This window comes from Streptomyces sp. NPDC048479 (genome assembly GCF_040651435.1).
Taxonomy (GTDB): Bacteria; Actinomycetota; Actinomycetes; order Streptomycetales; family Streptomycetaceae; genus Streptomyces.
The window spans coordinates 1-26,053 of sequence record NZ_JBEZKA010000002.1; the positions used below are offsets into that span (position 1 = coordinate 1).

The 26,053-nt window shown below is 68.8% G+C and carries 21 protein-coding genes; 13 read left to right on the forward strand and 8 right to left on the reverse strand.

What is annotated here, in order from left to right:
* From AB0D12_RS02790 to AB0D12_RS02820, 7 genes are all read right to left on the reverse strand, one after another.
* On the reverse strand, positions 1-128 hold a 128-nt coding region (locus AB0D12_RS02790), incomplete at its 3' end, for an adenosylhomocysteinase (protein ID WP_362677238.1).
* Positions 106-1,008, reverse strand: coding sequence for a methylenetetrahydrofolate reductase [NAD(P)H] (gene metF, locus AB0D12_RS02795; protein WP_362676395.1), 903 nt, complete (start codon positions 1,006-1,008; stop codon positions 106-108). The genes AB0D12_RS02790 and metF, both read right to left, overlap by 23 nt.
* The gene (gene metH, locus AB0D12_RS02800) at positions 1,005-4,502 is read right to left on the reverse strand and encodes a methionine synthase (RefSeq protein ID WP_362676397.1); all 3,498 of its coding nucleotides are present in this window, start codon (positions 4,500-4,502) and stop codon (positions 1,005-1,007) included. Before metH ends, metF begins: the two co-directional genes overlap by 4 nt.
* Positions 4,499-5,494, reverse strand: a complete 996-nt coding sequence (locus AB0D12_RS02805) for a carbohydrate kinase family protein (protein WP_362677240.1) — start codon at positions 5,492-5,494, stop codon at positions 4,499-4,501. The genes metH and AB0D12_RS02805 overlap by 4 nt, the downstream gene beginning before the upstream one ends.
* A 64-nt stretch (positions 5,495-5,558) precedes the next feature.
* Entirely contained in the window at positions 5,559-6,785 is a 1,227-nt protein-coding gene (metK, locus tag AB0D12_RS02810; protein ID WP_362676399.1) for a methionine adenosyltransferase, read from the reverse strand.
* Positions 6,786-6,879: 94 nt separating this feature from the next.
* Positions 6,880-7,332 carry an SCP2 sterol-binding domain-containing protein gene (locus AB0D12_RS02815; RefSeq protein ID WP_327327196.1) on the reverse strand — a complete coding sequence of 151 codons (453 nt, stop codon included), beginning with the start codon at positions 7,330-7,332 and terminating at the stop codon, positions 6,880-6,882.
* Positions 7,329-8,600 (reverse strand): NAD(P)-binding domain-containing protein, encoded by a 1,272-nt coding sequence (locus AB0D12_RS02820; protein ID WP_362676401.1) that lies wholly within the window; start codon positions 8,598-8,600, stop codon positions 7,329-7,331. The genes AB0D12_RS02815 and AB0D12_RS02820 overlap by 4 nt, the downstream gene beginning before the upstream one ends.
* Before the next feature lie 152 nt (positions 8,601-8,752).
* On the opposite strand from AB0D12_RS02820, the gene AB0D12_RS02825 reads away from it, so the two are divergent.
* The 9 genes from AB0D12_RS02825 to AB0D12_RS02865 all read left to right on the forward strand — a co-directional run bounded on the left by AB0D12_RS02825 (position 8,753) and on the right by AB0D12_RS02865 (position 19,676).
* A complete protein-coding gene (locus AB0D12_RS02825) occupies positions 8,753-9,232 on the forward strand; it encodes a hypothetical protein (RefSeq protein ID WP_362676403.1) in 480 nt (159 codons plus the stop codon).
* Entirely contained in the window at positions 9,229-10,848 is a 1,620-nt protein-coding gene (locus AB0D12_RS02830; protein WP_362676405.1) for a multicopper oxidase family protein, read from the forward strand. Before AB0D12_RS02825 ends, AB0D12_RS02830 begins: the two co-directional genes overlap by 4 nt.
* Before the next feature lie 145 nt (positions 10,849-10,993).
* Positions 10,994-12,181 (forward strand): nucleotide disphospho-sugar-binding domain-containing protein, encoded by a 1,188-nt coding sequence (locus AB0D12_RS02835; RefSeq protein ID WP_362676407.1) that lies wholly within the window; start codon positions 10,994-10,996, stop codon positions 12,179-12,181.
* Entirely contained in the window at positions 12,169-14,019 is a 1,851-nt protein-coding gene (gene asnB / locus AB0D12_RS02840) for an asparagine synthase (glutamine-hydrolyzing) (protein ID WP_362676409.1), read from the forward strand. Before AB0D12_RS02835 ends, asnB begins: the two co-directional genes overlap by 13 nt.
* Before the next feature lie 15 nt (positions 14,020-14,034).
* Positions 14,035-14,703, forward strand: coding sequence for a TenA family transcriptional regulator (locus AB0D12_RS02845; protein WP_362676411.1), 669 nt, complete (start codon positions 14,035-14,037; stop codon positions 14,701-14,703).
* A 41-nt stretch (positions 14,704-14,744) separates the two neighbouring features.
* Complete coding sequence (locus AB0D12_RS02850) at positions 14,745-15,947, forward strand: cytochrome P450 (RefSeq protein WP_362676413.1); 1,203 nt, start codon at positions 14,745-14,747, stop codon at positions 15,945-15,947.
* Positions 15,948-15,957: 10 nt separating this feature from the next.
* Positions 15,958-16,197, forward strand: a complete 240-nt coding sequence (locus tag AB0D12_RS02855; protein WP_362676415.1) for a ferredoxin — start codon at positions 15,958-15,960, stop codon at positions 16,195-16,197.
* Positions 16,194-18,320 (forward strand): MMPL family transporter, encoded by a 2,127-nt coding sequence (locus AB0D12_RS02860; protein ID WP_362676417.1) that lies wholly within the window; start codon positions 16,194-16,196, stop codon positions 18,318-18,320. Before AB0D12_RS02855 ends, AB0D12_RS02860 begins: the two co-directional genes overlap by 4 nt.
* 138 nt (positions 18,321-18,458) lie before the next feature.
* On the forward strand, positions 18,459-19,676 hold the full coding sequence (locus tag AB0D12_RS02865) for an FAD-dependent monooxygenase (protein ID WP_362676418.1): 1,218 nt from the start codon (positions 18,459-18,461) through the stop codon (positions 19,674-19,676).
* Positions 19,677-19,733: 57 nt separating this feature from the next.
* Here the strand turns inward: AB0D12_RS02865 and AB0D12_RS02870 are convergent, their stop codons facing one another.
* Positions 19,734-20,282 (reverse strand): VOC family protein, encoded by a 549-nt coding sequence (locus AB0D12_RS02870; protein ID WP_362676420.1) that lies wholly within the window; start codon positions 20,280-20,282, stop codon positions 19,734-19,736.
* Between the two features lie 135 nt (positions 20,283-20,417).
* On the opposite strand from AB0D12_RS02870, the gene AB0D12_RS02875 reads away from it, so the two are divergent.
* From AB0D12_RS02875 to AB0D12_RS02890, 4 genes are all read left to right on the forward strand, one after another.
* Positions 20,418-21,884, forward strand: coding sequence for an MFS transporter (locus AB0D12_RS02875; RefSeq protein WP_362676422.1), 1,467 nt, complete (start codon positions 20,418-20,420; stop codon positions 21,882-21,884).
* 113 nt (positions 21,885-21,997) lie between these two features.
* Positions 21,998-23,401 (forward strand): NAD(P)/FAD-dependent oxidoreductase, encoded by a 1,404-nt coding sequence (locus tag AB0D12_RS02880; protein WP_362676424.1) that lies wholly within the window; start codon positions 21,998-22,000, stop codon positions 23,399-23,401.
* Entirely contained in the window at positions 23,398-24,948 is a 1,551-nt protein-coding gene (locus AB0D12_RS02885; protein ID WP_362676426.1) for a peptide MFS transporter, read from the forward strand. The genes AB0D12_RS02880 and AB0D12_RS02885 overlap by 4 nt, the downstream gene beginning before the upstream one ends.
* The gene (locus AB0D12_RS02890) at positions 24,945-25,964 is read left to right on the forward strand and encodes a methyltransferase (protein ID WP_362676428.1); all 1,020 of its coding nucleotides are present in this window, start codon (positions 24,945-24,947) and stop codon (positions 25,962-25,964) included. The genes AB0D12_RS02885 and AB0D12_RS02890 overlap by 4 nt, the downstream gene beginning before the upstream one ends.
* Positions 25,965-26,053: the final 89 nt, after the last annotated feature.

A 26,053-nucleotide genomic window follows, 5' to 3' on the forward strand; every position in this document is an offset into this window, starting at 1 on the left:
GCGGCGTACTCCTCACGGATCGACATCAGACCGGGCATCTCATGCTCGGCAAGAGTGATCTCCTTGCGGCCGAAGGCGGCGAGGGAAAGGTCGGCCACCTTGAAGTCAGTGGCGGACTGAGAGGGCATGGGTACTCCTCGTCTTCCTGACGCCCCGGTGTATCTCCACCGTCGCAGGCGATCGGTTCAGGGTGATGTAATGCAGGCCTGGAGCGCCTTCGTCGAGCAGACGCTCCGCCATCGCGATCGCGTGGTCGACACCGATCCGATGAGCTTCCTCCGGGTTGTCCCGTGCGGCATGAAGTCGTCCGGCGAGCTCCTCCGGGAAGGCCGCGTCGCTGAGTTCGGCGAAGCGGCGGATCTGCCGGTAGTCGGTCGCCGGCATGATCTCGGGAATGATCGGGGTGTCACATCCCGCAGCCGCCGCCCGGTCGCGCAGCCTCAGGTAGTACTCGACGTCGAAGAACATCTGGGTGATGGCGTAGTCGGCGCCCGCACGGCACTTGGCCGCGAAGTGCCGGATGTCGGTGTCCCAGTCCGGCGACCGGGGATGACGCTCCGGGAACGCCGCCACTCCCACGCTGAAGTCACCCAACTCACGTACCAGTTCGACCAGTTCCCTTGCGTACGTAAGCCCCTGAGGGTGGGAGACCCAGGTGCCCTTCGGGTCACCCGGCGGGTCGCCGCGCAGGGCGAGGACATCGCGAATGCCCGCGTCCGCGTACTGGCCGATGATGTGCCGCAGTTCGGCCACCGAGTGGCCCACGGCGGTGAGGTGGGCCACCGGGCGAAGGGTCGTCAGGGTGGCGATCTTCTTGGTCACCGCGACGGTACGGTCCCGGGACGAACCGCCTGCGCCGTACGTCACCGAGACGAAGGCCGGCGACAGGGACTCGATCCTGCGGATGGCGTCCCAGAGCCGATCTTCACCCACGTCGGTCTTGGGCGGGAAGAATTCGAAGGAGTACGAACGCTCCCCCGCCGCGAGAACGTCCCGCAGAGTCGTCACGATCGCGTCCCTCCCGTGTTGAAGTACTTCGCTTCGGGGTGGTGGATGACGATGGCGTCGGTGGACTGTTCCGGGTGGAGCTGGAATTCCTCGGACAGCTGGACACCGATCCGCTCGGGCTCCAGCAGGGCCGCGATCTTCGCGCGGTCCTCCAGATCAGGGCAGGCGCCGTAGCCGAGCGAGAAACGGGCGCCCCGGTACTTCAGGGCGAACATGTCTTCCACATCGGCGGGGTCCTCGCCCGCGAAACCGAGCTCCGCACGGACACGGGCGTGCCAGTACTCGGCCAGTGCCTCGGCCAGCTGCACGGACAGGCCGTGCAGTTCGAGGTAGTCACGGTAGGAGTCGGACGCGAACAGCTCGGCGGTCGCCCCACCGATCCTGGAGCCGACGGTGACGACCTGCAGACCGACCACGTCCCTCTCGCCGGACTCCTCGGGACGGAAGAAGTCCGCCAGACACAGCCGGCGGCCACGGCGCTGACGCGGGAAGGAGAACCGGGTCCGCTCGGAACCGTCCTCGTTCAACAGGATCAGATCATCACCCTTGGACACACACGGGAAATAGCCGTAGACCACGGCCGCCTCCAGCAGGTTCCTGGTCTGCAGCTGCTCCAGCCAGCCCCGCAGCCGCGGCCGGCCCTCACTCTCCACCAGCTCCTCATACGTCGGCCCGTCCCCCGTACGGGCCTGCTTCAGCCCCCACTGCCCCTTGAACAACGCGCCCTCGTCCAGCCAGGACGCATACTCCTTCAGCTGGATCCCCTTGATCACCCGCGTGCCCCAGAACGGCGGGGCGGGCACCGGATTGTCCACGGCCACATCGGAGCGGGCCCAACCCTCCTCGGGACGCTCCTCGATCACCGCGTTCGTGGTGGCCCGGACCCGGCGCTGCTTGAGTTCGGGCAGGGACGCTCCGGGGACACCGCGCTTGACCGCGATCAGGGCGTCCATCAGCCGCAGCCCCTCGAACGCATCACGCGCGTAGCGGACTTCGCCCTCGTAGATCTCATGCAGATCCTGCTCGACATACGCCCGGGTCAACGCGGCGCCGCCGAGGATGACCGGGTAGTCGGCGGCCATCTTGCGCTGGTTCAGCTCCTGCAGGTTCTCCTTCATGATCACCGTGGACTTCACCAGCAGCCCCGACATGCCGATCACATCGGCCCGGTGCTCCTCCGCGGCCTCCAGGATCGCCGAGACCGGCTGCTTGATCCCCAGGTTGACCACGTTGTAGCCGTTGTTGGACAGGATGATGTCGACAAGATTCTTGCCGATGTCATGAACATCCCCGCGGACCGTCGCCAGCACGATCGTGCCCTTGCCGTCCGCATCCGTCTTCTCCATATGCGGCTCGAGATAGGCCACCGCGTTCTTCATCACCTCGGCCGACTGCAACACGAACGGCAGCTGCATCTGCCCCGAGCCGAACAGCTCACCGACCACCTTCATGCCGTCCAGCAGCGTCTCATTGACGATTTCGAGCGCGGGACGGGTCTGGAGCGCCTCGTCCAGATCCCCTTCCAGGCCGTTCTTCTCACCGTCGATGATGCGGCGCTTGAGCCGCTCCTCCAGCGGCAGCGCAAGGAGTTCCTCCGCCTTGCCCGCCTTCATCGACTTCATATTGACGCCCTCGAACAGCTCCATCAGCTTCTGCAGCGGGTCATACCCCTCGCTGCGCCGGTCATGGATCAGATCCAGCGCAACCTGGACCTGCTCCTCCTCCAGCCGGGCGATCGGCAGGATCTTCGACGCATGCACGATCGCCGAATCCAGACCCGCCTTCACACACTCATCCAGGAACACCGAGTTCAGCACCACACGCGCCGCCGGATTCAGACCGAACGAAATGTTCGACAACCCCAGCGTGGTCTGCACATCGGGCCGGCGCCGCTTCAGCTCACGGATCGCCCCGATCGTGGCGATACCGTCCTTGCGGGACTCCTCCTGACCCGTGCAGATCGTGAACGTCAGCGTGTCGATGAGAATGTCGGACTCGAGCACACCCCAGTTGCCGGTCAGATCGTCAATGATCCGCTCCGCGATCGCCACCTTTTTCTCAACCGTACGGGCCTGGCCCTCCTCATCGATCGTCAGCGCAATCAACGCCGCACCATGCTCGACCGCAAGCTCGGTGACCTTCACAAACCGCGACTCCGGCCCGTCACCGTCCTCATAGTTCACGGAGTTGATGACCGCCCGGCCACCCAGCTTCTCCAACCCCGCCCGCAATACCGGCAGTTCCGTCGAATCCAGCACGATCGGCAGCGTGGACGCCGTCGCGAACCGGCCCGCCAGCTCCGCCATGTCCGCCACACCATCACGCCCGACATAGTCCACACACAGATCCAGCATGTGCGCGCCCTCACGGATCTGGTCCCGCGCAATCTCCACACAGTCGTCCCAGCGGCTCTCCAGCATCGCCTCACGGAACTTCCTCGACCCGTTCGCGTTCGTCCGCTCACCGATCGCCATGAACGACGTGTCCTGACGGAACGGCACCGTCTGGTACAACGACGCAGCACCCGGCTCCGGACGCGGCTCACGCCGGGTGGGGACCAGACCCCGCACCCGCTCCACCACCTGACGCAGATGCTCCGGCGTCGTACCACAACAGCCACCCACCAACGACACCCCGTACTCACGCACAAACGTCTCCTGCGCATCCGCCAGCTCACCCGCAGACAACGGATAATGCGCACCATCCCTGCCCAGCACCGGCAGACCCGCATTCGGCATACACGACAACGGGATACGCGAATGCCGGGCCAGATACCGCAGATGCTCACTCATCTCCGCCGGACCCGTCGCGCAGTTCAACCCGATCATGTCGATACCCAACGGCTCCAACGCGGTGAGCGCCGCACCGATCTCCGAACCCAGCAGCATCGTCCCGGTCGTCTCCACCGTCACCGAACAGATCAGCGGAAGGCTCGTCCCCGTCGCCTCCAGCGCCCGCCGGGCCCCCAGGACCGCAGCCTTCGTCTGCAGCAGATCCTGCGTCGTCTCCACCAGCAGCGCATCCGCACCACCAGCGATCATGCCCTCCGCGTTCTGCTGATACGCATCCCGCAACCTCACATACGGCGCATGACCCAACGTCGGCAGCTTCGTCCCCGGCCCCATCGAACCCAGCACCCACCGCTGCCGCCCCGTGGACGCGGTGAACTCATCCGCCACCTCACGCGCAATCCGCGCCCCCGACTCCGACAGCTCAAAAACCCGCCCCGGAATGTCGTATTCCGCCAACGCGGCGAAATTTGCGCCGAACGTGTTCGTCTCCACACAGTCCACACCGACCGCGAAGTACTCCTCATGAACCGCCCGCACAATGTCCGGACGCGTCACATTCAAGATCTCGTTACAGCCCTCGAGATCCTCGAAATCCTCAAGCGTCGGATCCTGCGCCTGCAACATCGTGCCCATCGCACCATCAGCCACCACCACACGCGTGGCAAGCGCCTCACGCAGAGCGTCGATCCGGGCCGCGCTCATCCCGCTGCCGCCTTGTGCGGAGTGACATACGCCGACAGTTCGGCGGCGGCCGCCGCGCCGTACGTGCCGCGTATCCGGGCCAGCAGGCCGGCGCCGTTCAGCTCGTCCGGCTGCGTGCCCGTGGTCTCCAGCACGGTGGTGGCCAGTGCGCTGCCCAACTGCGCCGCGCGTTCCAGGCCGAGGCCCCACGCCATGGCGGCGAGGAAGCCGGCCCTGAAGGCGTCTCCGGCACCGGTCGGTTCGGTCGTGCCCACCGGCGGGACCGACGGTACGTCGATGGGCCGCAGCCCGGCCCTTTCCACGCGTGCGCCGTCCGCGCCCCGGGTGGTCACCCAGGTGCCCACCCGGCCCAGGATCTGCTGTTCGGTCCAGCCGGTCTTCTCCTGGACGAGCACACTCTCGTACTCATTGGTGAACAGATAGGTGGGTCCAGCGAGCAGTTCGCGCACGTCGTCGCGTTGCATGAACGCGAGCTGCTGCGAGGGGTCGGCGGCGAACTGCAGGCCGAGGTCCGTGCATTCGCGGGTGTGGCGGACCATGGCCGCGGGATCGTTGGGCGAGATCACCACCAGGTCGAGGCCGCCGACCCGCTCGTGCAGCGGCCGCAGTTCGATGGTGCGTGCTTCGCTCATGGCTCCGGCGTAGAAGGAGCCGATCTGGTTGTGGTCCGCGTCGGTGGTGCACACGAAGCGCGCGGTGTGCAGCGACTCGCTGATGTGCACCGCGTCGGTGTCGACGCCGTTCTCCTTGAGCCAGACCTGGTAGTCGGCGAAGTCCGTGCCCACCGCTCCGACGAGGTGCGGGCCGAGACCCAGGCGGCCGAGGCCGAAGGCGATGTTCGCTGCGACGCCGCCGCGCCGGATCTCGAGCTCCTCGACGAGGAAGGAGAGCGAGACCTTGTCGAGGCTGCCGGCGATGAGCTGCTCGGTGAACCGGCCGGGGAAGACCATGAGGTGGTCCGTTGCGATCGAACCAGTTACGGCTATGCGCACGGTCACTGCTCCTTGGTTCTACGGTGGAAGTTGCGTTGTTCCGTCGGCCGGTCCGTTCGGACGGTCAGTCGGCGATGGCTGCCTGGCGGAGCTTCTCGGCGCGGTCGGTGGCCTCCCAGGTGAAGTCAGGGAGGTTCCGGCCGAAGTGCCCGTACGCGGCGGTCTGTGCGTAGATGGGCCGCAGCAGGTCGAGGTCGCGGATGATGGCGGCCGGGCGCAGGTCGAAGACCTGGTCGATGGCGGCCTGGATGCGCGGCACGGGTACGGTCTCGGTGCCGAAGGTCTCGACGAAGAGTCCGACCGGCTCGGCCTTGCCGATGGCGTACGCGACCTGGACCTCGCAGCGTGCCGCGAGGCCGGCGGCCACCACGTTCTTGGCGACCCAGCGCATCGCGTACGCGGCCGAGCGGTCCACCTTCGACGGGTCCTTGCCCGAGAACGCGCCGCCGCCGTGCCGGGCCATGCCACCGTAGGTGTCGATGATGATCTTCCGGCCGGTCAGACCCGCGTCGCCCATCGGGCCACCGACCTCGAACCGCCCGGTCGGGTTGACCAGCAGCCGGTAGCCATCGGTCTGCAACCGCACACCCTCTTCGGCGAGTTCGTGCAGCACGGGCTGCACCACGCAGTCGCGGATGTCGGGGATGAGGAGCGAGTCCAGATCGATGCCGGGAGCGTGCTGCGAGGAGACGACGACGGTGTCCAGCCGGATCGCCTGGGCCCCGTCGTACGCGATGGTGACCTGCGTCTTGCCGTCCGGTCGCAGATACGGGATGGTCCCGTTCTTTCGGACCTCGGTGAGCCGTGCGGCGAGCCGGTGGGCGAGGGTGATGGGCAGCGGCATCAGCTCGGGCGTCTCGTCGCAGGCGTAGCCGAACATCAGGCCCTGGTCGCCGGCGCCCTGCTTGTCGAGCTCGTCCCCTCCCGCACCTGTGACGGCACCCTCGACACGCTCCTCGTACGCGGTGTCGACGCCCTGCGCGATGTCCGGCGACTGCGCGCCGATGGAGACCGAGACACCGCAGGACGCGCCGTCGAAGCCCTTGGCGGACGAGTCGTAGCCGATCTTGAGGACGGTCTCCCTGACCAGGCTCTGGATCTCGGCGTAGCCCTGGGTGGTGACCTCGCCGGCCACATGGACCTGGCCGGTGGTGATCAGTGTCTCGACGGCGACCCTCGACTTCGGGTCCTGGGTCAGCAGCGCGTCGAGGATCGCGTCGCTGATCTGGTCGGCGATCTTGTCGGGATGACCCTCGGTCACAGACTCCGAGGTGAACAGACGAAGGGACACGGAACCTCCAAGTGAGGCGCGCAGTTGCCGGACGGTCGTTCCCGGCAGACTGCGCGCCACGACTGCAGGAGGGCTCAAAGGCAGCTAAACACCGTCAGTCGTCCTTGGGCGGTGTGCTGCGGGAGCCGAACCACTCGATCCAGTTCATGGCGAAGAAGACATCGCCGGAGATCTTCAGACGTCCGTTGACGAACGCGTCCGTGCCCTTGAGTTCGCCGACGGCGAGGGCGACGAGATCGCCGAGATCCACGCCGATGGTGGCGTCCGCCGGGCGGTCGACGGAGGTGGTGGCGGTGCAGGTGCCCGGGTCGCTGTCGACGACGATGTACCAGTGCCGTACGCCCAGGGGGGTGTTGACCGCGTAGCGGAAGATGCCGGACCGGCCGTGGGCACGCTCGGGGCTGAAGCAGGAGCGGAACCATTCGAAGACCAGCCCCAGCAGCCGCTCGATGTCGTCGTCCGGAAGCGACAGGCTGCCACCGGCCGCCGCGCCCGCCTCGGCGAGATGCTTGAGCTGGAGGTGGCGCGCGTCGGGCGGCCGCGTCATGACACGGCTCCTTGGGAGGAGGCCGCCGCGGTCGTGTGCTCGATCAGGACGGAGGCGTCCTTGTCACCGTCGCCCGCAGCGACCACGGCGGCGAAGCCGGCCCGGACTGTGTCCAGGACGGGGAGTTCGACTCCTGCCCCGGTGGCGTCGTCGATGGCCAGGCGCAGATCCTTCTCCATGAGGGCCGAGCGGAAGAAGGCCGGTTCATAGCTCCCCTTGCGCATCAGCTCGGCGCGGAAGCGCATGACGATCGAGCTGAAACCGCTCTCGGCGATGGCGGAGAGCAGCCGGTCGCGGTCGAGTCCGGTCCGTACGCCGTAGGCCACCGCCTCGGAGAGCGAGGCGACCTGGGCGCCCAGCAGGAGGTTGAAGATGAGTTTGAGGGTGGCGGCCGTGCCGGGGGCTCCGAGGTGCAGGACCTCGGCGCCGATGGTGTCGAGCACGTCCGCGACCTCTGCGACGTCCCGCTCCGCGCCGCTGGTGTAGACACGGAGCTTGCCCTCTCGGGCCTGGAAGGGGTTGCCCACCACACAGGCTTCGACCCGGCGCAGTCCGGCGTCGGCAAGGCGGCCTGCCGCCTTGCGCGCGTACGCCGGGGAGACGGTGGAGGTGTCGATGACGATGCTGCCCGGCGCGAGCACCGGCACGACCTTGCCGAACAGCACATCGTCCACGGCGGCTTCGTCGCTCAGGCTGAGCAGAACGACGGAGTGCCCCGCGGCCGCGTCCGCGGGGCTGTCGGCCGCGGTGGCGCCGGCCTCCACCAAGGGGCGGGCCTTGGCGGCGGTGCGGTTGTAGACGGTGAGGCGGTGGCCGGCGTCGATGAGCGAGTGAGCCATGCCGCGACCCATGTTGCCGAGGCCGATGAAGGCCAGCGGCGGACGGTCCGCGGTGGCGGACGGCACTTCGGTCCCGGGTACCGCTCTGGGTCCCGGGACGGCTTCGGGCCGCGGGGCCGGCGGGATGTCGTGCACGGTCTGCGTCGTGATCATCTCGCCGCTGGTGCGGTACTTCCCGAGCCGACGGCGGTGCTCGACATGGGCCTGGCTGAGTTCGAAGGCCCGGAACGCCGCCTCGTCGGTCCAGTCGGTGATCACGTAGTAGACAGGGGAATCGCCCTCCGTCGCACGCGTCAGCGTCTGGCCGCGGTTGGCGGGCTGCTGGGAGATCGCCGATCCCACCTCCCACCAGGTCCTTTCGAACTCGTCCTGTGTTCCGGACTGGATTTCCATCCGCAGGATCACGCGGAAGAGGGGAGTCTCGGCCATCGGTCAGCCTCCAAGGCGTAGGGATGCTGCACTACGTTCTCCGCCGCCGCTCGACGGCGGATCGAGGACCGGTCCGGCCCTCGTCCCGCTCAAGTCCCACTCGAGTCGCCCCTGTCACCGTCGAAGATGTCGACGACTTGGAGGAGTTCCCCATGAGCCAGACACCGGACGTCCGCCCTGCGGACTCCTTAGACCCTGGCGCGGCGGCGCGTTCATCTCCTCGGCGGCGGGCGGGTGGGACACCGGCGGTCCGGAAGGTCCGGCGGTGGCCACTGATCGTGCTGCGCTGCGTGATCACCGCGTTCCTGTTGCTGACCCTGGTGCAGCCGGTGCTGGCCGGGATGTTCATCACGGGCGATGTGGATCTGCTGGACCTGCACGAGATCAACGCCCACACCATCAGCTTCCTGAGCTGGCTGCTGGTCATCAACACCGTGCTCCTGTGGCGGCCTGGGCGCGGGCCGGCCTGGCCGATCGCGCCGGCGGTGGTGGTCGCCTTCCTCGTACAGACACAGACGGGCTCGGGCTACTCGAGATCGTTGGGTCTGCACATACCGCTCGGGGTCGCGCTGGTCGCCGGTGCGACCGCGCTCACCTACTGGGCCTTCGCGTACCGCGGCGGCCGCCGGTGAGCGCGGGGCGCAGCCGGTCCGAACTGTCCCGCCGGCGGCTGCTCGGGGTGGCCGGCGCCGCGGGTGTGGCCGCCGCGGCCGGAGTCGCCGGCTGCGGCAGCATGACCCGGGAGGTCTCCGGCGAGCTGCTCTCCAGCGACGGCCGGCTGCCGGAGCCGTTCCGTGTGCCGCTGCCGGTGCCGAGGACGGCCGTGCCGGTGCGTACGACGGGCGGTGTGGACCACTACGAACTGGTGCAGCGCGTCGCCGACATGGAGATCCTGCCGGGTCGGAAGACCCGGGTGTGGGGGTACGACGGGAGCTTCCCCGGCACCACGGTCGTGGGCCGGTCGGGGCGTCAGATCGTCGTGCGGGTGCGCAATGAGCTGCCCGTACCGACGTCGACGCATTTGCACGGCGGGATCCAGGCCCCCGAGTCGGACGGCTATCCGACAGATCTCGTGGTGCCGAAGGGGTACCGGCACGATCCCGCGGCGCATGGCATGGGCGGTCATGGGGCCGGTCACGGCGGGGCGATGCAGGTCGCGCCGGCCGACTGGAAGCTGTCGCAGGGCGCCAAGGACTATACGTATCCGCTCGATCAGCCGGCCGCGACGCTCTGGTACCACGACCACCGGATGGACTTCAGCGCCCCTCAGGTGTGGCGCGGGCTCGCCGGGATGTTCCTTGTGCGCGACGACGAGGAGGAGGCGCTGCACCTGCCGGCGGCCGAGCGGGACATCCCGCTGATGATCTGCGACCGCGCGTTCGAGGAGGACGGCGCGCTGCGCTATCCGTCCGTCGACCCCTCGCTGACCGGCGTCCCGGGCGTCGAGGACGCCTATATGGAGGGCGTCATGGGCGATGTGGTGCTGGTCAATGGTGCTCCGTGGCCCGAGCTCGAGGTGGATGCCGCCCGCTACCGCTTCCGGCTGCTCAACGCCTCCAACGCCCGCCGGTACCGCCTCGCGCTGGAGCCCGGTCCGCGCGAGGGCGCCCCCTTCGTGCAGGTGGGCAGTGATGCCGGGCTGCTGGCCGCGCCGCGCTCGCACAAGGAGCTGCCGATCGCTCCCGCCGAACGCTTCGATGTGGTGGTCGACTTCTCGGCGTATCCGGTGGGGTCCACGGTCAGGCTGGTCAATACGCTCGGCGAGGACGGCACCCGGCGGGTGATGCGGTTCAGGGTCGCCCGGCGTGCCAAGGACGACAGCAGGGTGCCTGCCAGGCTCGCCGACGTCGAGCCTCTGCGTCCCGCCGCGGCCGTGGCCGAGCGGCAGTTCAACTTCCGTCAGACGAGCACCTCGGACGGCACGAAGGTCTGGACGGTCAACGGAAAGCCTTTCCGCTCCGCCGAGTTCGCTGCCCGGCCGCGGCTCGGAACGGTGGAACGGTGGCGCTTCACCAGCGACTTCCATCACCCCGTGCATCTGCACCTGGCCCACTTCCAGGTGGTGGCGCGCAGCGGCAGGGCTCCGCTGGACACGGACGCGGGCTGGAAGGACACCGTCGATGTACGGCCCTTCGAGGTGGTCGATGTGCTGGCCCGCTTCTCGGGCCACCGCGGCCGGTACATGTTCCACTGCCACAACCTGGAGCACGAGGACATGGCCATGATGGCGAACTTCCAGGTCGTCTGAGGGCATTGGCGTCGGCCGGTCCGGCCTGCTTCGAGCGGGCTGCGACCGGACCGATAGGCCGCTGCGTCACCGTCGGCGCATCGCGGACCTGGCCCTGTGCCACGGGCGGGGACGCAGTCGGCACTGAGAGGGGTTGGGGCGAGCCATGCGCGTACTGTTCACGACCTGGGCCTGGCCTTCGCATCTTTATGCGGTGGTGCCCTTGGCATGGGCTTTCCGGGCAGCGGGTCATGACGTGCTGGTCGCGAGCCAGCCGGCCCTGCGCGAGGAGACCGCGAGGACCGGTCTGCCCGCCGCGTCCGTCGGCAGGGATGTCGACGCCGTGGGGATGGTGCGCGGTTACGTTCTCCCCACCGCGAACGACCCGGCGGACGGCGGCGGGCAGGCTCCGCGCAGCGGCAAGGGTCCGCGCGCGATGCAGATGTTCTACGCGCACGCCGACTCCATGACGGACGATCTGGCGGCACTGGCGCGCGACTGGCGTGCGGACGCGGTGGTCTTCGAACCGACCGCGCTGGCGGGGCCGTTGGCGGCAGCGGCGGCCGGCATCCCCGCCGTGCGGTTGCTGTACGGCACCGATCTGATGGCGCGGGCCCGCGGCCTGCTGCCGCAGGTGCTCGCCCCGCTCGCCGAACGCAACGGCGTCGGCGACTTCGACCCCTTCGGCCTGCTGACCGTCGACCCGTGCCCGGACGACTTCCAGGTTCCGGTCGACCATCCGCGTCTGGCCATGCGGTACGTCCCCTTCAACGGCCCCGGCGGGCCGCTTCGTCCCCCGCTCGGCCCGCCGGGGACCACCAGGCGCCGCGTGGTGGTGACCTGGGGTCACACGATGGCGCGGCTGGCCCCGGAGCGATTCCTGGCCGGACAGGTCGCCGCCGCCCTGGCAGGGCCGGGGACCGAGATCGTCCTCGCGGTCACGGAAGGGCAGCGTGCGCTGCTCGGCGAGGTGCCGGGCGAGGCCGCGGGGCATGTACGTGTCGTCGAGGACACTCCGCTGCATCTGCTGGTCGACGACGCCGATCTGGTCGTCGCGCACGGCGGCGCCGGCACGGTGCTGACCTCACTGCGGGCAGGCGTGCCGCTGCTGCTCGTACCCCAGCTCCCCGACCATCTCGGCCATGCGGGCCGGGTGCTGGCCACCGGCGCCGGCGAGGTGCTCACCCGCGACGAGGCGACACCGGAGCGGCTGCGCGCCGAGGCGGACAAGCTGCTCACCGGCGATGCGTACCGCGCCGCCGCGAACAAACTGCGCGAGCAGATGCTGAGTCTGCCGTCCCCGGCCGAACTGGTCGCCGAGATCGAGTCGAGGGTGGTCGCATGTGCGGCATAGCGGGCTGGGTCGACTTCGAGCGCGGGCTCAGGGAGGAGGCCTCGACGGTACGCACCATGGTGGGAACCCTCGCCAACCGCGGGCCCGACGACGAGGCCGTGTGGACCGATGAGCGTGCCGCTCTCGGCCATCGCAGGCTCGCCGTCATCGACGTGGACGGCAGCCCGCAGCCGATGGTCGCCGAGGAGGACGGCCGCACCCTCGCGGTCCTGGTGCACAACGGAGAGATCTACAACTTCCGTCAGGTGAGGGCCCAGTTGGAGTCGCTCGGTCACCGCTTCCGTACGGCCGGGGACACCGAAGTGGTGCTGCGCGCCTATCTGGAGTGGGGCGAGCGGTGCGCGGAGCGGCTGGAGGGCATGTTCGCCTTCGCCGTCTGGGACCCGCGCGCCGGGAAGCTGGTGATGTTCCGGGACCGGCTCGGCATCAAGCCGCTGTACTACGCCAGGGCCGGCCGGGGCCTCGTCTTCGGCTCCGAGCCGAAGGCGCTGCTCGCCCATCCGTCGATCGAGTGCGCCGTCGACACGGAGGGCCTGGCGGAGCTGCTCGCGTACATCGCCACCCCGGGCCATGCCGTCTACCGCGGGATGCGCGAAGTCCCGGCAGGCCATGTGACGGTGGTACGGGACGGCTCGGTCACCGAGACCCGGTACTGGACGCTGCCGAACCACGAGCACCCGGACGATCTCCCGACCACGGTGGACACGGTGCGGGGCCTGCTCCAGGAGGCCGTCTCCAGCCATCTCGTCTCCGATGTCCCGCTGTGCACGCTGCTCTCGGGCGGCGTCGACTCCAGCGCGATCGCCGCGATCGCCGCCCGGTCCGTCACGGACGGCCGGCGGCCCAAAACTTTCGCCGTCGACTTCGAGGGGCACACCGAACGGTTCCGCAAGGACTTCTGGCACGAGGACCCGGACGCTCCGTACGCCGCCGAGGTCGCCCGCCATGTCGGCACCGACCATGAGCCGGTGGTACTGCGCACCGCCGACCTCGCGGACCCGGTGGTGGATGCGGCGGCACTGCGCGCACAGGATCTGCCGCGCCCGATTCCCGACATGGACCGCTCGCTGTATCTGCTGCTGCGTTCGGTGCGCCAGCGCTCCACGGTCGCTCTGATGGGCGAGGTCGCCGATGAACTCTTCGGCGGCTACCAGTCGTTCCGCGATCCGACGCTGGTGGACACCGCGAACTTCCCCTGGGTCACCATGGGACTGCGGGTCGCCCCGCACGGCATGAGCACGGGTCTGCTCGATCCCGGCTTCCTCAAGAAGATCGACGTGCCCGGGTACTCGGCCCAGCGGTACGCCGAGACGGTCGCCGAAGTCCCGCGGGTGCCGGGCGAGTCCGACCAGGAACACACCATGCGGGTCGTCGGCCATGCGCATCTCTCGCGCTGGCTGCCGCTGCTGCTCTCCCGCGACGACCGCCTCAGCATGGCCGTGGGCCTGGAGCTGCGGGTGCCGTACTGCGACCACCGGCTGGTGGAGTACGTCTACAACATCCCGTGGGGGATGAAGACGGCCGACGGCCGGGAGAAGAGCGTGCTGCGTTCGGCGGTCGCCGATCTGCTGCCCGCATCGGTGACCCAGCGCCGCAAGAGCCCCTTCCCGGTCACTCAGGACCCGCGCTACGGCGAGGTGTTGAGAGACCGCTTCAACGCCGTCGTCGCAGACCCGTCCAGCCCGGTGCGTCCGCTCCTTGACAGCCCGGCCTGCACCGAGCTCGCCAAGGAGGACCGGCCGATCGCGGTCGACGGCTGGGGCGAGCGGAGGAACGTGGAGATGGTGCTCCAACTGGACGCGTGGCTGCGGCACTACCGCGTACGACTCGACATCTGAGAGGGGCAAGGGCCCATGCTGCAAGAGGAGCTCAAGGAGCTCGCCGCGCCGATCCTGGACAAGGTCATGGCGCATCCGTTCTGGTCCGGCCTGCGGGACGGGTCGCTGCCCGGTGAGTCGCTGGCCCATTTCGTCCAGCAGGACACCGGATACCTGCTGCCCTCCTACACCCGGGGCCTGGCGCGGGCGGCCGCGGCCGCCCGCAGCGACGAGTGCACCTCGCTGCTCGGGCGGTCGATCACCGGAACGCTCGAGGCGCGTGACAAGCTGCGCGAGGCATACGGAAATCTCGCCGGGGAGCTGGGCGCCCCGGCGCCGGTGCCCCACGCGCCCGTGGACCCCGCCACCCATGCCCACTGCTCGTTCTTCCAGGCGGCGACCGCGACGTCGTTCGCCGCCGGCTTCGGGGCGCTGCTGCCGATGGTCTGGTTCAACTACCAGGTCTCCAATGATCTGTTGGAGCGGCACACGCCCGGCTCGCGATATGCGCCCTGGATCGAGATCTACCACCCGGGCGAGGGCTACAGCTACGCGGTGAAGGCCTTCATGGGCCTCGCCGACCGGCTCGGCGACGAGCTCTCCGGGGCCGAACGCGCCGAGCTCGTGGACCACTTCGCCGTCAGCACCCGCTACGAGTGGGCCTTCGCAGAGGCCGCCTGGTCCAGGCCGTCCTGGCCGTTCTGACGCTATATCTACCGCATACACACTGATCGGAAGGGACTGCCGTGAGCACCCAGACCCCGCCCAGGTATCCGTTCGCGTGGACCCCGCCCATGCAGGTTCCCGAGGCGCTGCGGAACGTACACAAGACGTCGGCGATCGAAGTGACCCTGCCGAGCGGGGACGTCGCCACGCTGGTGACCCGTTACAAGGATGTGCGGGCCCTCTTCGCCGACAAGCGGCTCTCCCGCAACATCGCCCGCCCCGACTGCGCCCGGATCTCCAAGGACAACGACCTGTTCATGGATCCGAACATCGACCCGGACCCGCCGGAGCACACCCGGGTGCGGTCGCTGGTCACCAAGGCGTTCACCGCCCGCCGGATCGAGGCGCTGCGGCCGTATGTACAGCAGGTCGCCGACCAGTTGCTGGACGAGATGGCGGCCGGCCCCCAGCCGGTCGAGCTGAACGAGGCGCTGGCCTTCCCGCTGCCGATCATGGTGATCTGCAAGCTGCTCGGTGTGCCGCCGGAGGACCGTGACCAGTTCCGTGCGTACGTCGACGGCTTCCTCTCGGTGACCAAGCTGGCGCCGGAGGAGGTCGGCAAGTGCCGGCAGAATCTGTGGAAGTACCTGGGCGACCTGATCGACTCCAAGCGTGAGAACCCGGGCGACGACCTGGTCAGCGAGCTGATCCGGGTACGGGACGACGAGGACGACAGCCGGCTCAACGAGCATGAGCTGCACTTCTGGACGCAGGGTCTGCTGATCGCCGGCTATGTCACGACGGCGAGCCAGATCGGCACCGGCACGGCGGTCCTGCTGCACCACCCGGAGTTCGTCCGGGCGATCCAGGCGGACTGGTCGCTGGTTCCGTCGACGGTCGAGGAACTGCTGCGTACGCAGATCATGGGCTCGTCGGTGGGCACGATGCGGTACGCCATCGACGACATTCCGCTCTCGGACGGGTTCGTCATCAAGAAGGGCACCAGCGTTCTGCTCTCCGAGGAGGGCGCGAACATGGACCCGGAGGTCTTCGACTGCCCCTTCGAGCTGGACATCCGCCGCAAGGAGAACCACCACATGACCTTCGGCGCGGGCCTGCACTACTGCGTCGGCGCGGCGCTGGCCCGGATGGAGCTGCAGGTCGCCACGGAGTCCCTGCTGCGCCGGTTCCCGGACATCAGGCTGGCGGCGCCCGCCGAGGAACTGCCCCGTGCACTGGGCGGGTTCATGGAGGGCTTCACCGAGATCCCGGTCGAATGGTGAGGAGAGTCCGATGCGTGTGACGGCCAACTCCGATACCTGTGCGGTGAGCAGTCTCTGCGTCTACCGCGTGCCGGGGGTCTTCGACCAGGACGAGGACGGGCTGGTGCTCGTCCTGGACGAGTCGCCGGCCGAGGCCCTGCACGAGGAGATCCGTCGGGCCGCCCGCGGCTGCCCGACGAAGTCCATCCGGGTCGTCGAGGAGTCGGCGGCCGAAGAAGCAGTCGAATTGGCACGGGGAGATGCCGGATGAAGCGCCTGGCGACCGTCCCGGGCGGCAGACGGGCCAAATGGTTCGTCCTGGCCGGCTGGCTGATCATCGCGATGGCTCTGGGACCGCTGGCCGGCAAGGTCGCCGACGTCGAGGACAACAACGCCAATGCCTATCTGCCGGGCAACGCGGAAGCCGCCCTGGTCAACGACCGGTTGGAGGAGTTCCGTACCGACGAGGTCATGCCCGCCGTCATCGTCTATGTGCGCGACAGCGGCATCACCACGGCGGACCGGGCGAAGGCGGAGGCGGACCGCAAGAAGCTGACCCCGCTCGTTCCCGGCGGAGCGATCGAGGCCGCGACGCCGTCCAAGGACGGCAAGGCGCTGCTCCTGACCGTGCCCGTTCCGTACAGCGACGAGTTCTCCGACACGGTGAACGCGGCACGCGATGTCGCCGGCGAGGACGTGCCGACCGATCTGCGGGTCAAGGTCGCCGGCCCCGCCGGCGCACTCCAGGACACCATCGACGTCTTCGACGAGCTGGACGGGACGCTGCTGCTCGGAAGCGCGCTCGTGGTCGCCCTGCTGCTTCTCCTGATCTACCGCAGCCCGGTGCTGTGGCTGGTGCCGCTGATCTCGGTGAGCTTCGCCGCCGTGCTGTCCCAAGTAGCTACGTACCTGGGCGGGAAAGCCGGCCTGCCGGTGGACGCCCAGAGTTCGGGCCTGCTGACAGTGCTCGTCTTCGGTGTGGGCACGGACTACGCCCTGCTGCTCATCGCCCGCTACCGGGAAGAGCTGACCCGTAACGAGGACCGGCACGGCGCCATGCAGATCGCGCTCCGCCGTTCAGGACCCGCAATCCTCGCCTCGGCGGGGACGATCGTCATCGGGCTGCTCTGTCTGCTGCTCGCCGACCTGAACTCCTCGCGCAGCCTGGGCTGGGTGGGCGCGGCAGGTGTGCTGTCCGGCTTCATCGCCATGGTCACCGTACTGCCCGCGCTGCTGGTCATCCTGGGGCGCTGGATCTTCTGGCCGTTCGTCCCCCGATTCGGGCAGACGCAGCGGGCCGGGCACAGCGGCTGGGCGCGCGTCGGCGCGGCCGTGGCGCGGCGCCCCCGGCTGTCCTGGCTGACGGCCACGGTCGTCATGGGAGCACTGGCACTGGGGGCGACGGGCATCAGCTTCGGTCTGACCCAGTCGCAGATGTACACCACGACTCCCGATTCGGTCGCCGGCCAGCGGCTGGTGGCTGCTCACTATCCGGGCGGCGAGTCGGCACCGGCGGATGTGATCGCGAAGGCCCCGTCCGAGAAGGCGCTCGTCGAGGCCGTCGGGCGGCTCGACGGCATCGCCGAGGTGCAGCCGGTCGCCTACTCGCGCGACCATGCACTCGTCCATGTCCCCGTGGTGCTCAAGGACAACCCCGACACTCCCGCCGCCGAGCGCACCATCGACCGGCTGCGGGACACGGTGCACCAGATCGCGGGCGCGGACGCCCTGGTCGGCGGGACCACCGCGAGCGCGCTGGACACACAGCGAGCCGTCTCGCAGGACAGCAAGCTGGTCATCCCGGTGGTGCTCGCCGTGGTGCTGCTGGTGCTGATCGCCCTGTTGCGGGCGCTGGTTGCGCCTCTGGTGCTGCTGGCGACCGTGGTGCTCTCCTACTTCGGAGCGCTGGGAGCGAGCAGCCTCCTCTTCGAGCATGCATTCGACTGGGCCGGGGTAGATCATTCTCTGCCGCTGCTCGGCTTCGTCTTCCTCGTGGCGCTGGGCATCGACTACAACATCTTCCTGATGACCAGGGTCCGTGAGGAGGTCCGTCTGCTGGGCCACGTGCGCGGAGTGCAGTCCGGCCTGACCAGCACGGGCGGCGTCATCACCAGCGCGGGCCTCGTCCTCGCCGCGACCTTCTCCATCCTGGTCTCGCTCCCCCTGGTGACCACGGCCGAACTAGGCGTACTGGTGGGCCTGGGCGTCCTCCTGGACACTTTCCTGGTGCGCAGCGTCCTGGTACCCGCTCTCTCGTTGGACATCGGCAAGGGCATGTGGTGGCCGGGCTCTCTCCACCGCCTGTTGCGCGACGGCGATCCGCCCCAATCAGGGGGATCTCAGGGTCGCATCGCCGACAACTCTCGCCCGCGGGGGGAAGACATCCCTCTCTGAGTACACATCGCACCGGCCGGTCCGCCCTGTTGGGAAGACCGGCCGGCTCCAGGCCCCTGGCCCCGGTGTCCGCCGGGGCCAGGGGCCACACGACCGAACCGGCACAAGCACACGAACGCACAGGAAGTGAGACTGAGCATGGGCAACACAGCAGCGGCAGGAACGCGGAGGGCCGTGCTGATCGGCTGCGGTATCGCGGGCCCGGTACTGGCCATGTTCCTGCAGCGCATCGGCGTCACCGCCGTCATCTACGAAGGGAGCAGTGTGCCCCGGGACGAGGCCGGGGCGTTCTTGAACCTGGCCCCCAACGGAACGGCCGTACTGGACACGCTGGGCATCCGTGACGAGGTGGAGAAGTACGGCACCCAGACCACCAGCACCGCCTTCCTCAACCACAAGGGCAAGCAGCTGGGGCTCAACCCGGCCGAAACCCTGCTGATCAAGCGGGGGTTGCTCAACAAGGCGCTGCGCGACGCGGCCGTCTCCCGCGGTGTGCAGATCGAATTCGACAAGTTCTTCGAGAGCGTGGAGCACACCGCCGACGGGATCGTCGCCCGCTTCAAGGACGGTTCCACCGCCGAGGGCGACTTCCTGATCGGCTGCGACGGCATTCACTCCAAGACCCGGTACACGGTGCTGCCGGACGCTCCGCACCCCCAGTACACCGGGGTCGTCGGCACCGCCGGCTACACGCGCAGTGACCAGGCCGCGCCCGCGGACGGTGTGATGCGGATGTCGTTCTGCCTGGAGGGCTTCTTCGGCTACCAGACCACCTCGTCGGGCGAGATCTACTGGTTCGAGAACTTCCACCAGGCCAAGGAGCCCGCGCGCGGCGAACTGGAGCGGACCCCGCACGAGCAGTGGAAGCCGAAGCTGCTGACCAAGCACCGCAGGGACCATCACCCGGTCTCGGCCATCATCGAGTCCACCGAGAGCGGCATCCTCGGATATCCCATCTACGACATGCTCTCGATCCCGAAGTGGCACAAGGACCTGGTGTGCCTGGTCGGGGACGCGGCCCACGCCACCTCGCCCCACGTGGGCCAGGGTGTCTCCATGGCCATGGAGGACTCGATCGTGCTCGCCAAGTGCCTGCGTGATCTGGACACTCCGCAGCAGGCGTTCGCCGCTTTCCAGTCGATCCGCAAGGACCGGGTCGAGAAGATCATCAAGGAGGGGCGCAAGACCGGAAACCAGAAGGCCGCGTCGAACGGCTTCCAGCGTGGCGTACGCGACCTGGTGCTGCCGTTCTTCCTCAAGCTCGGCGTCAAGGCGACCGAGCCGGTCTACTCCTACCGCATCGACTGGGACGAGACGGTCGCTCCGGCCCATGTCGCGGCGGCCGCAACGCACTGAGGCACGCGCCCCGAGGGGCGCGTGCCTCATGCACCACCTGTGACGCCGGCTCTCCGGTCAGCCTTCGGTGTGGGTGGAGATCTGGACGAAATTGCCCTCCGGGTCGGCCACATACGCGGACCGCTCGCCCCACGGCTGATTCTTGGGCGCCATCAGGACCTTCGCCCCTGCCCTCTTCGCCCTGGCGAAGAGGGCATCGACGTCCGGTGTGAGCACGGCGACCTCGGACTGGTGAATCTTGGTCCGGCCGATGCCCGGAATCCCGGTCGCCTGCTTCACCGTGTCGTACGTGGTGAAGGTGATGTAGTAGTCCGTCCCCAGCCGGACCGTTCCGAACAGCGCCGGGCCCGTCTCCGGCAGCCGGAACAGCACCTCGAATCCGAGGGCGTCCCGGTAGAAGTTCAGCAGCGTGTCGACGTTGGTCGTGTAGAGGGTCGTCTGGCCGTGCCGGACCTCCGCCGCCGTCGGCGTGGCCGTGGCCGTGGGCCTGGGCCGGGGCTTGGCGGTCTCGGCGCCCGCCGTCGTGCCGGCGGCGACCAAACTCACGGCCAGCAGCGCGGTCGCCGTCGTGCCGGCCGCCCACATCCGGGCCGTACGTGCAGCCATCAGGCTCTCCCTTGTTCGATGGAATCCGGCCATTACTGAGCCAGAACTCGGCAGGGTCTCGCTCGAGCGACGCTCGACTCCGGTCGGTCACACTCCCCCCAACTCCCGATGTCTGCGCCAGAAGCGAGGTACGGCATGACGACCGCGGACCAGAACAGGACGACGGAGCTCGCCGCCACCTGTCCGCGGCGCTGGCCCGCGCTGTTCGTCATGCTCTGCGCAGCATTCATGGACCTGTTGGACGTGACGATCGTCAATATCGCCCTGCCCGCCGTCCGGGACGATCTGGGGGCGTCCTTCGCGTCCGCACAGTGGGTCATCACCGCGTACACGCTCGCCTTCGGCCTCGGCCTGATCACCGGCGGCCGGCTCGGCGACCGCTATGGCCGGAAGCAGCTCTTCCTTGCCGGGGTCGCCGTCTTCACCGCCGCCTCGCTGCTCTGCGGCCTCGCACAGAGTCCGGGGATGCTCATCGGTTCACGCGCGTTGCAGGGACTGGCGGCGGCCGTGATGATCCCGCAGATCATGGCGACCGTGTATGCGATCTTCCCGCCCGGCGAACGGGCCGGGGCCAGTGGCGCGTACGGGGGTGTGACGGGGCTCGCCGCAGTGCTCGGGCCGGTCCTGGGCGGGGTGTTCGTGACGTACGACGTCTTCGGCCTCGGCTGGCGCGCGATCTTCCTGGTGAACATCCCCCTCGGGATCGCCGCACTGTTCGCGGCCGCAGGGCTGGTGCCGGAGAACAGCGCCGACCACCCGCTGCGGATGGACCTCGTCGGTATGGGGCTGGTCTCGGTGAGTGTGCTGTGCGCGCTGTATCCGCTGGTGCAGGGCGGCGACGCCGGGTGGCCCGGCTGGATGGTGGCTCTCCTCGTCGCCTCTCCTTTCGTGCTCGCGCTGTACGCGTGGCACGCGGGCGCCAAGGAGCGCAGGGACGGCTCGTCCCTGATACCGATGCGGCTGTTCGCCGGGCGGGGGTTCAGCGTCGGCGCGGCCGTGCTGTTCACCTTCGCCGTAGTGATGATCGGCTTCTTCCTCGCGGTCTCGCTGACCCTGCAGATCGGTCTCGGCTTCAGTGCGATGAAGACCGGGCTGCTCTTCCTGCCGTGGGCAATCGGCACGGGCGTCACATCCGCGTCGAGCGACGCTCTGGTGGGCAGATTCGGCCGGCATCTCGTCACCGGTGGTGCGCTCGTCATGGCGGCCGGCGCGCTGTGGTTCGCCATCGCGCTCAGTGCGGACAGCGGCTGGCTGGACCTCGGGCCCGCCCTCTTCGTCGCGGGGGTCGGGATGGGAGGTGTGTTCGGGCCCGCGTTCACCGTCGCCGGGGCATCGGTCGAGGCACGCGACGCGGGGGCGGCCTCCGGCACCCTCAGTGCCTCGCTCCAGATCGGCAACGCCGCCGGAGCGGCTCTGCTCGGCGTGCTGTTCTTCGAACCGCTCAAGGACGCGGCGGGGCAGGCTCGCGCGGACATGTTCACCGAGGCGTTCCGCAGTTTCAGCTGGTTCACGATCGGCGGGCTCGTCCTGGTCGCGCTGGTGGCGCAGGCGATGCCGCGCCGGGTGGCCGGGTACGCCGACGCCGACGCCGACGCCGGCTGAGCCGGAGCGGAGCGGGCATCGAGTTCTTCTCCAGTACTCCTCCGGCGCCCCGGTGCACGGTGCAGCGGACGGTCAGAACTCCGTTTCGCGTGCTCGGAGGATTGGAGAAATACATGCGTGGTTCCACCCAGATCCTCGTCATCGGGGGAGGGCCCGCGGGCTCCACCGCTGCAGGTCTCCTGGCCAAGGAAGGTTTCCAGGTCACGCTGCTGGAGCGTGACCAGTTCCCCCGCTACCACATCGGCGAATCGATCCTCCCCTCGTGCCGGCCGATCCTGGAACTGCTGGGCGTCTGGGACAAGGTGGAGTCGCACGGCTTCCAGCCCAAGGGCGGCGCCTACTTCTTCTGGGGCCCGGAGGAGTGGGAGGTCAAGTTCAACAGCCTCGGCGACGACGGCGCCAACGCCTGGCAGGTCGTGCGCTCCGAGTTCGACGAGCTGCTGCTGCGGCACGCGGCGGAACTCGGCGTCGAGGTCGTCGAGAACATCACCGTCAAGGAACTCGAATTCGACGGCGAACGCCCGGTGGCGGCTCTGTGGGCAGGCACCAAGGACGCCTCGCAGAACGGCCGTATCGCCTTCGACTACGTCATCGACGCCTCCGGCCGCGGCGGGGTCTTCGCCGCCCGGCATCTGAAGAACCGTGAGTACCACGAGATCTTCCGCAATGTCGCGGCCTGGTCGTACTGGAAGAACGTCAAGCCCCTGGACCGCGGGCCCGATGGTGCGATTGCCGTCCTGTCCTCGGCCGACGGCTGGTTCTGGAACATTCCGCTGCACAACGGCACCACCAGCATCGGCCTTGTCACCGGCCGGGACATCTTCAACGAGAAGAAGAACTCCCTCGGCGGTATCCAGCAGGTCTACGACAAGGCCATCGCGGAGTGCCAGCACCTGCTCCCCCTCCTCGAGGGCGCCGAGCAGGTCTCCGGCATGAAGGTCGAGCAGGACTACTCGTACACGGCCGAGAGCTTCGGCGGCCCCGGCTATCTGCTCAGCGGCGACGCCGCCTGCTTCCTGGACCCGCTGCTCTCCACCGGCGTGCACCTGGCCACCTACAGCGCGATGCTCGCGGCCGCCAGCGTCTCCAGCGTGCTGCGCGGCGAGGTGGAGGAGAAGGAGGCCTGGGACTTCTACAACACCGTCTACCGGCATGCGTACGAGCGGCTGCTGGTGCTCGTCTCCGTCTTCTACGAGAGCTACCGCGGCAAGGAGCACCACTTCTACAACGCCCAGAAGCTCACCAGCGCCCAGCGCGAGAACCTCAGCATCCAGGACGCCTTCGACCGCATCGTGACCGGCATCGCCGACCTCGAGGACGCCCAGGACGTCTACTCACGGGTGCACGCCCACCTCAACGGTGCGGAGAGCGGTGACCCCAACCCGCTGGCCAACCTGAACAAGGTGCACGAGCAGAAGCAGGCGCCGATGAGTCCGCAGAACGCGGTCGGCGGTCTGTATCTCTCCTTCCGGCCCCGCCTGCACCTGGCGCGTACGGAGGGAGAGAGCACCGCATGACCACCGCACGCGCTGATCAGGATCCCGGTGTTGGAGGGGCCGGCACCGGATCCGTCAGAAGCTGGCCGCCGTGGTACCGCACGCTGTTCATGAGCGATGTGTGGGAGCGCTTCGGCTTCTTCGGTATGCAGGCCATCCTGGTTCTGTACGCGGTCGCCCCGCGCTCCGAGGGCGGACTGGGGCTGGCGAAGGCCGATTCCGCGGCCCTGTTCGGCGCGTGGATCGGGCTCGCCTTCATGCTCTGTCTGCCCGGGGGCTGGGTGGCCGACCGGCTGCTCGGCCCGCGGCGGACGCTCATCATCGGGGCCTGCGTCATCACGGTCGGCCATTTCGCGCTGGCCACACCCTGGCTGTGGACGACGCCACTGGGACTCGTCCTGCTCGCGCTCGGCCTCGGCCTGTACAAGCCGAACCACCAGGCCATGCTCAACCTGATGTTCGGCAAGGACAGTGGCCGGCGCGAGGCCGGTATCTCGCTGATGTACGTCGGCATCCAGGTGAGCGCCCTGCTCTCGCCGCTGATCGCCGGATTCCTCGGCGAGCGCGTCGACTGGCAGCTCGGCTTCGCCGTCTCCGGTACGGCCATGCTGCTCGGCACCGTCCAACTCTGGGTAAGCCAGCATCAGTTCAGGGATGTCGGGAGCCGCCCCGGGCGACCGCTGAACCCTGATGAGTCCCGGCGCGCCTTCCGGCTGATCGGCACAACCGCCGCCGTGGTGGTCGTGCTGGTGACGGGCGGGGTGGTGTCCGGCGGCCTGAACGCCGGCGGCGCCATCGGTCTGGTCGGCACGGTCAGCATCCTCGCGCCGGTCCTCGCCTACCTGGTGCTCTACCGCAGCCGTGAGCTGAGCCCCGGGGACCGCAGGCGGCTGCGCGCCTTCCTCTGGATCTTCCTCGGCTCGACGCTCTTCTGGTCGATGATCGCTCAGGACGGTTCCTCGCTCACCCTGTTCGCCAAGGAGTCGACGGACCGTCATGTGTTCGGCTTCGACGTGCCGGTGAGCTGGCTGCAGTCGGCGACGCCGCTGTTCATCCTGGTCCTGGCGCCGGTGTTCGCCTGGGCGCTGCTGAAGTACGGCGGTGGCCGCAACGGCGTGCCGGTGAAGTTCTCCGTCGGACTGACCGTGACCGGCGTCAGCTTCCTGATCATGGCGCTGGCCGCGACCCTCGCGTCGGGCGACGAGAGAGTCTCCCCGCTGTGGCTCCTCGTCGTCTATTTCATGCATGCCTGCGGTGAGCTGATCGTCGCCGCGGTCGGCATCGCGGCGGTCGCCGACGTACTGCCGCGGAAGTTCATCGCCCACATGCTCGGACTGCTGTGGCTGTTCGCGGCGCTGGGCGGCGGCGCGGGCAGCGGCATGGTCCGGCTCATCGACGTCATCCCCGAGCCCGTCTACTACCTGATGCTCGCGGTGATGGCGCTGGCCATGGGTGGCGCCCTCGCGCTGCGGCGGCACGCCGTGCAGCAGGGCCTGTCCGGCGACGAAGAGCACGTGACGGGCGACGACACGGACGACACGCCCCTCAAGGAGGACAGCCCGGCATGACCACCACACATCTCGCGACCGACCCCAAGGACCCCTTCGGCATCAGCCAGTTGGGGCTGGGGTTCGCATCGTCGAAACTACTGCTGACCGCCCTGGAGCTCGGGGTGTTCAGCACACTCGCCGAGACCGCCGACAGCGAGGCGGAGGTGGAGGAGCTGAGGGCGGCGCTCGGATTGCACCCGCGGGCCGCCACCGACTTCTTCGACGCCCTGGTCGCGCTCGGCCTGCTGGAGCGCTCGTCCGGCCGCTACCGCAACAGCGAGGCCGCGCAGCGGTATCTCGTACGCGGGGAGAACTATGCGGGCGGCTTCCTCGAAGGTGCCAACTTCGTGCTGTATCCGGCCTGGGGGCGCCTTACGCAGGCGTTGCGCACCGGCACCCCGCAGGCCGAGGGCGACTTCGAGGCGATGCTCAGCGATCCCGCGGCGCAGCGGGTGTTCCTGGCCATGCAGGACTCGCTGAGCGCACCCCTGGTTCCGTATCTGCTGGGGGCCGTGGAGTGGAGCGGCTGGAGCACGCTGACCGATGTCGGCGGCGCGCGGGGCAATCTCGCGGGGCTGCTGCTGCGCGCCCAGCCGCATCTGAGGGGCCGGGTCTTCGACCGGCCGCAGAACCAGGCGCCGTGCGCCGAGCACGCGCAGACGCTCGGCGTCGCGGACCGGCTGGCCTTCACCGGCGGGGACTTCTTCGCCGACGAGCTGCCCGGGGCCGATGTCGTGGTGATCGGCCATGTGCTGGCGGACTTCTCGCTGGAAGAGCGCAAGCAACTGATCGACAAGGCGTTCAAGGCGGTACGGCCGGGCGGTGCGTTGCTCGTCTACGACCCGATGCCCGGCGACAAGCCCGATCTGGCCAGTCTGGTCGCGAGCCTGCACATGCTCGTGATGACGCCCGCCGGGGCGGGCTACCACCCGGGCGACTGCGGCCAGTGGATGGTGCAGGCGGGCTTCACCGGCATCACCGAGCACGAACTGCCGCTCGGCAACACCCTGGTCACCGGCCGCAAGCCGCGCTGACGCAAGTCCTCGAACCCGTACGGCCTTCGGCCGTGTCCTCAGTCGCCGGACGGGCTTGGGGTTGTCGGTCCGGCAACCCCAGGCCCGCC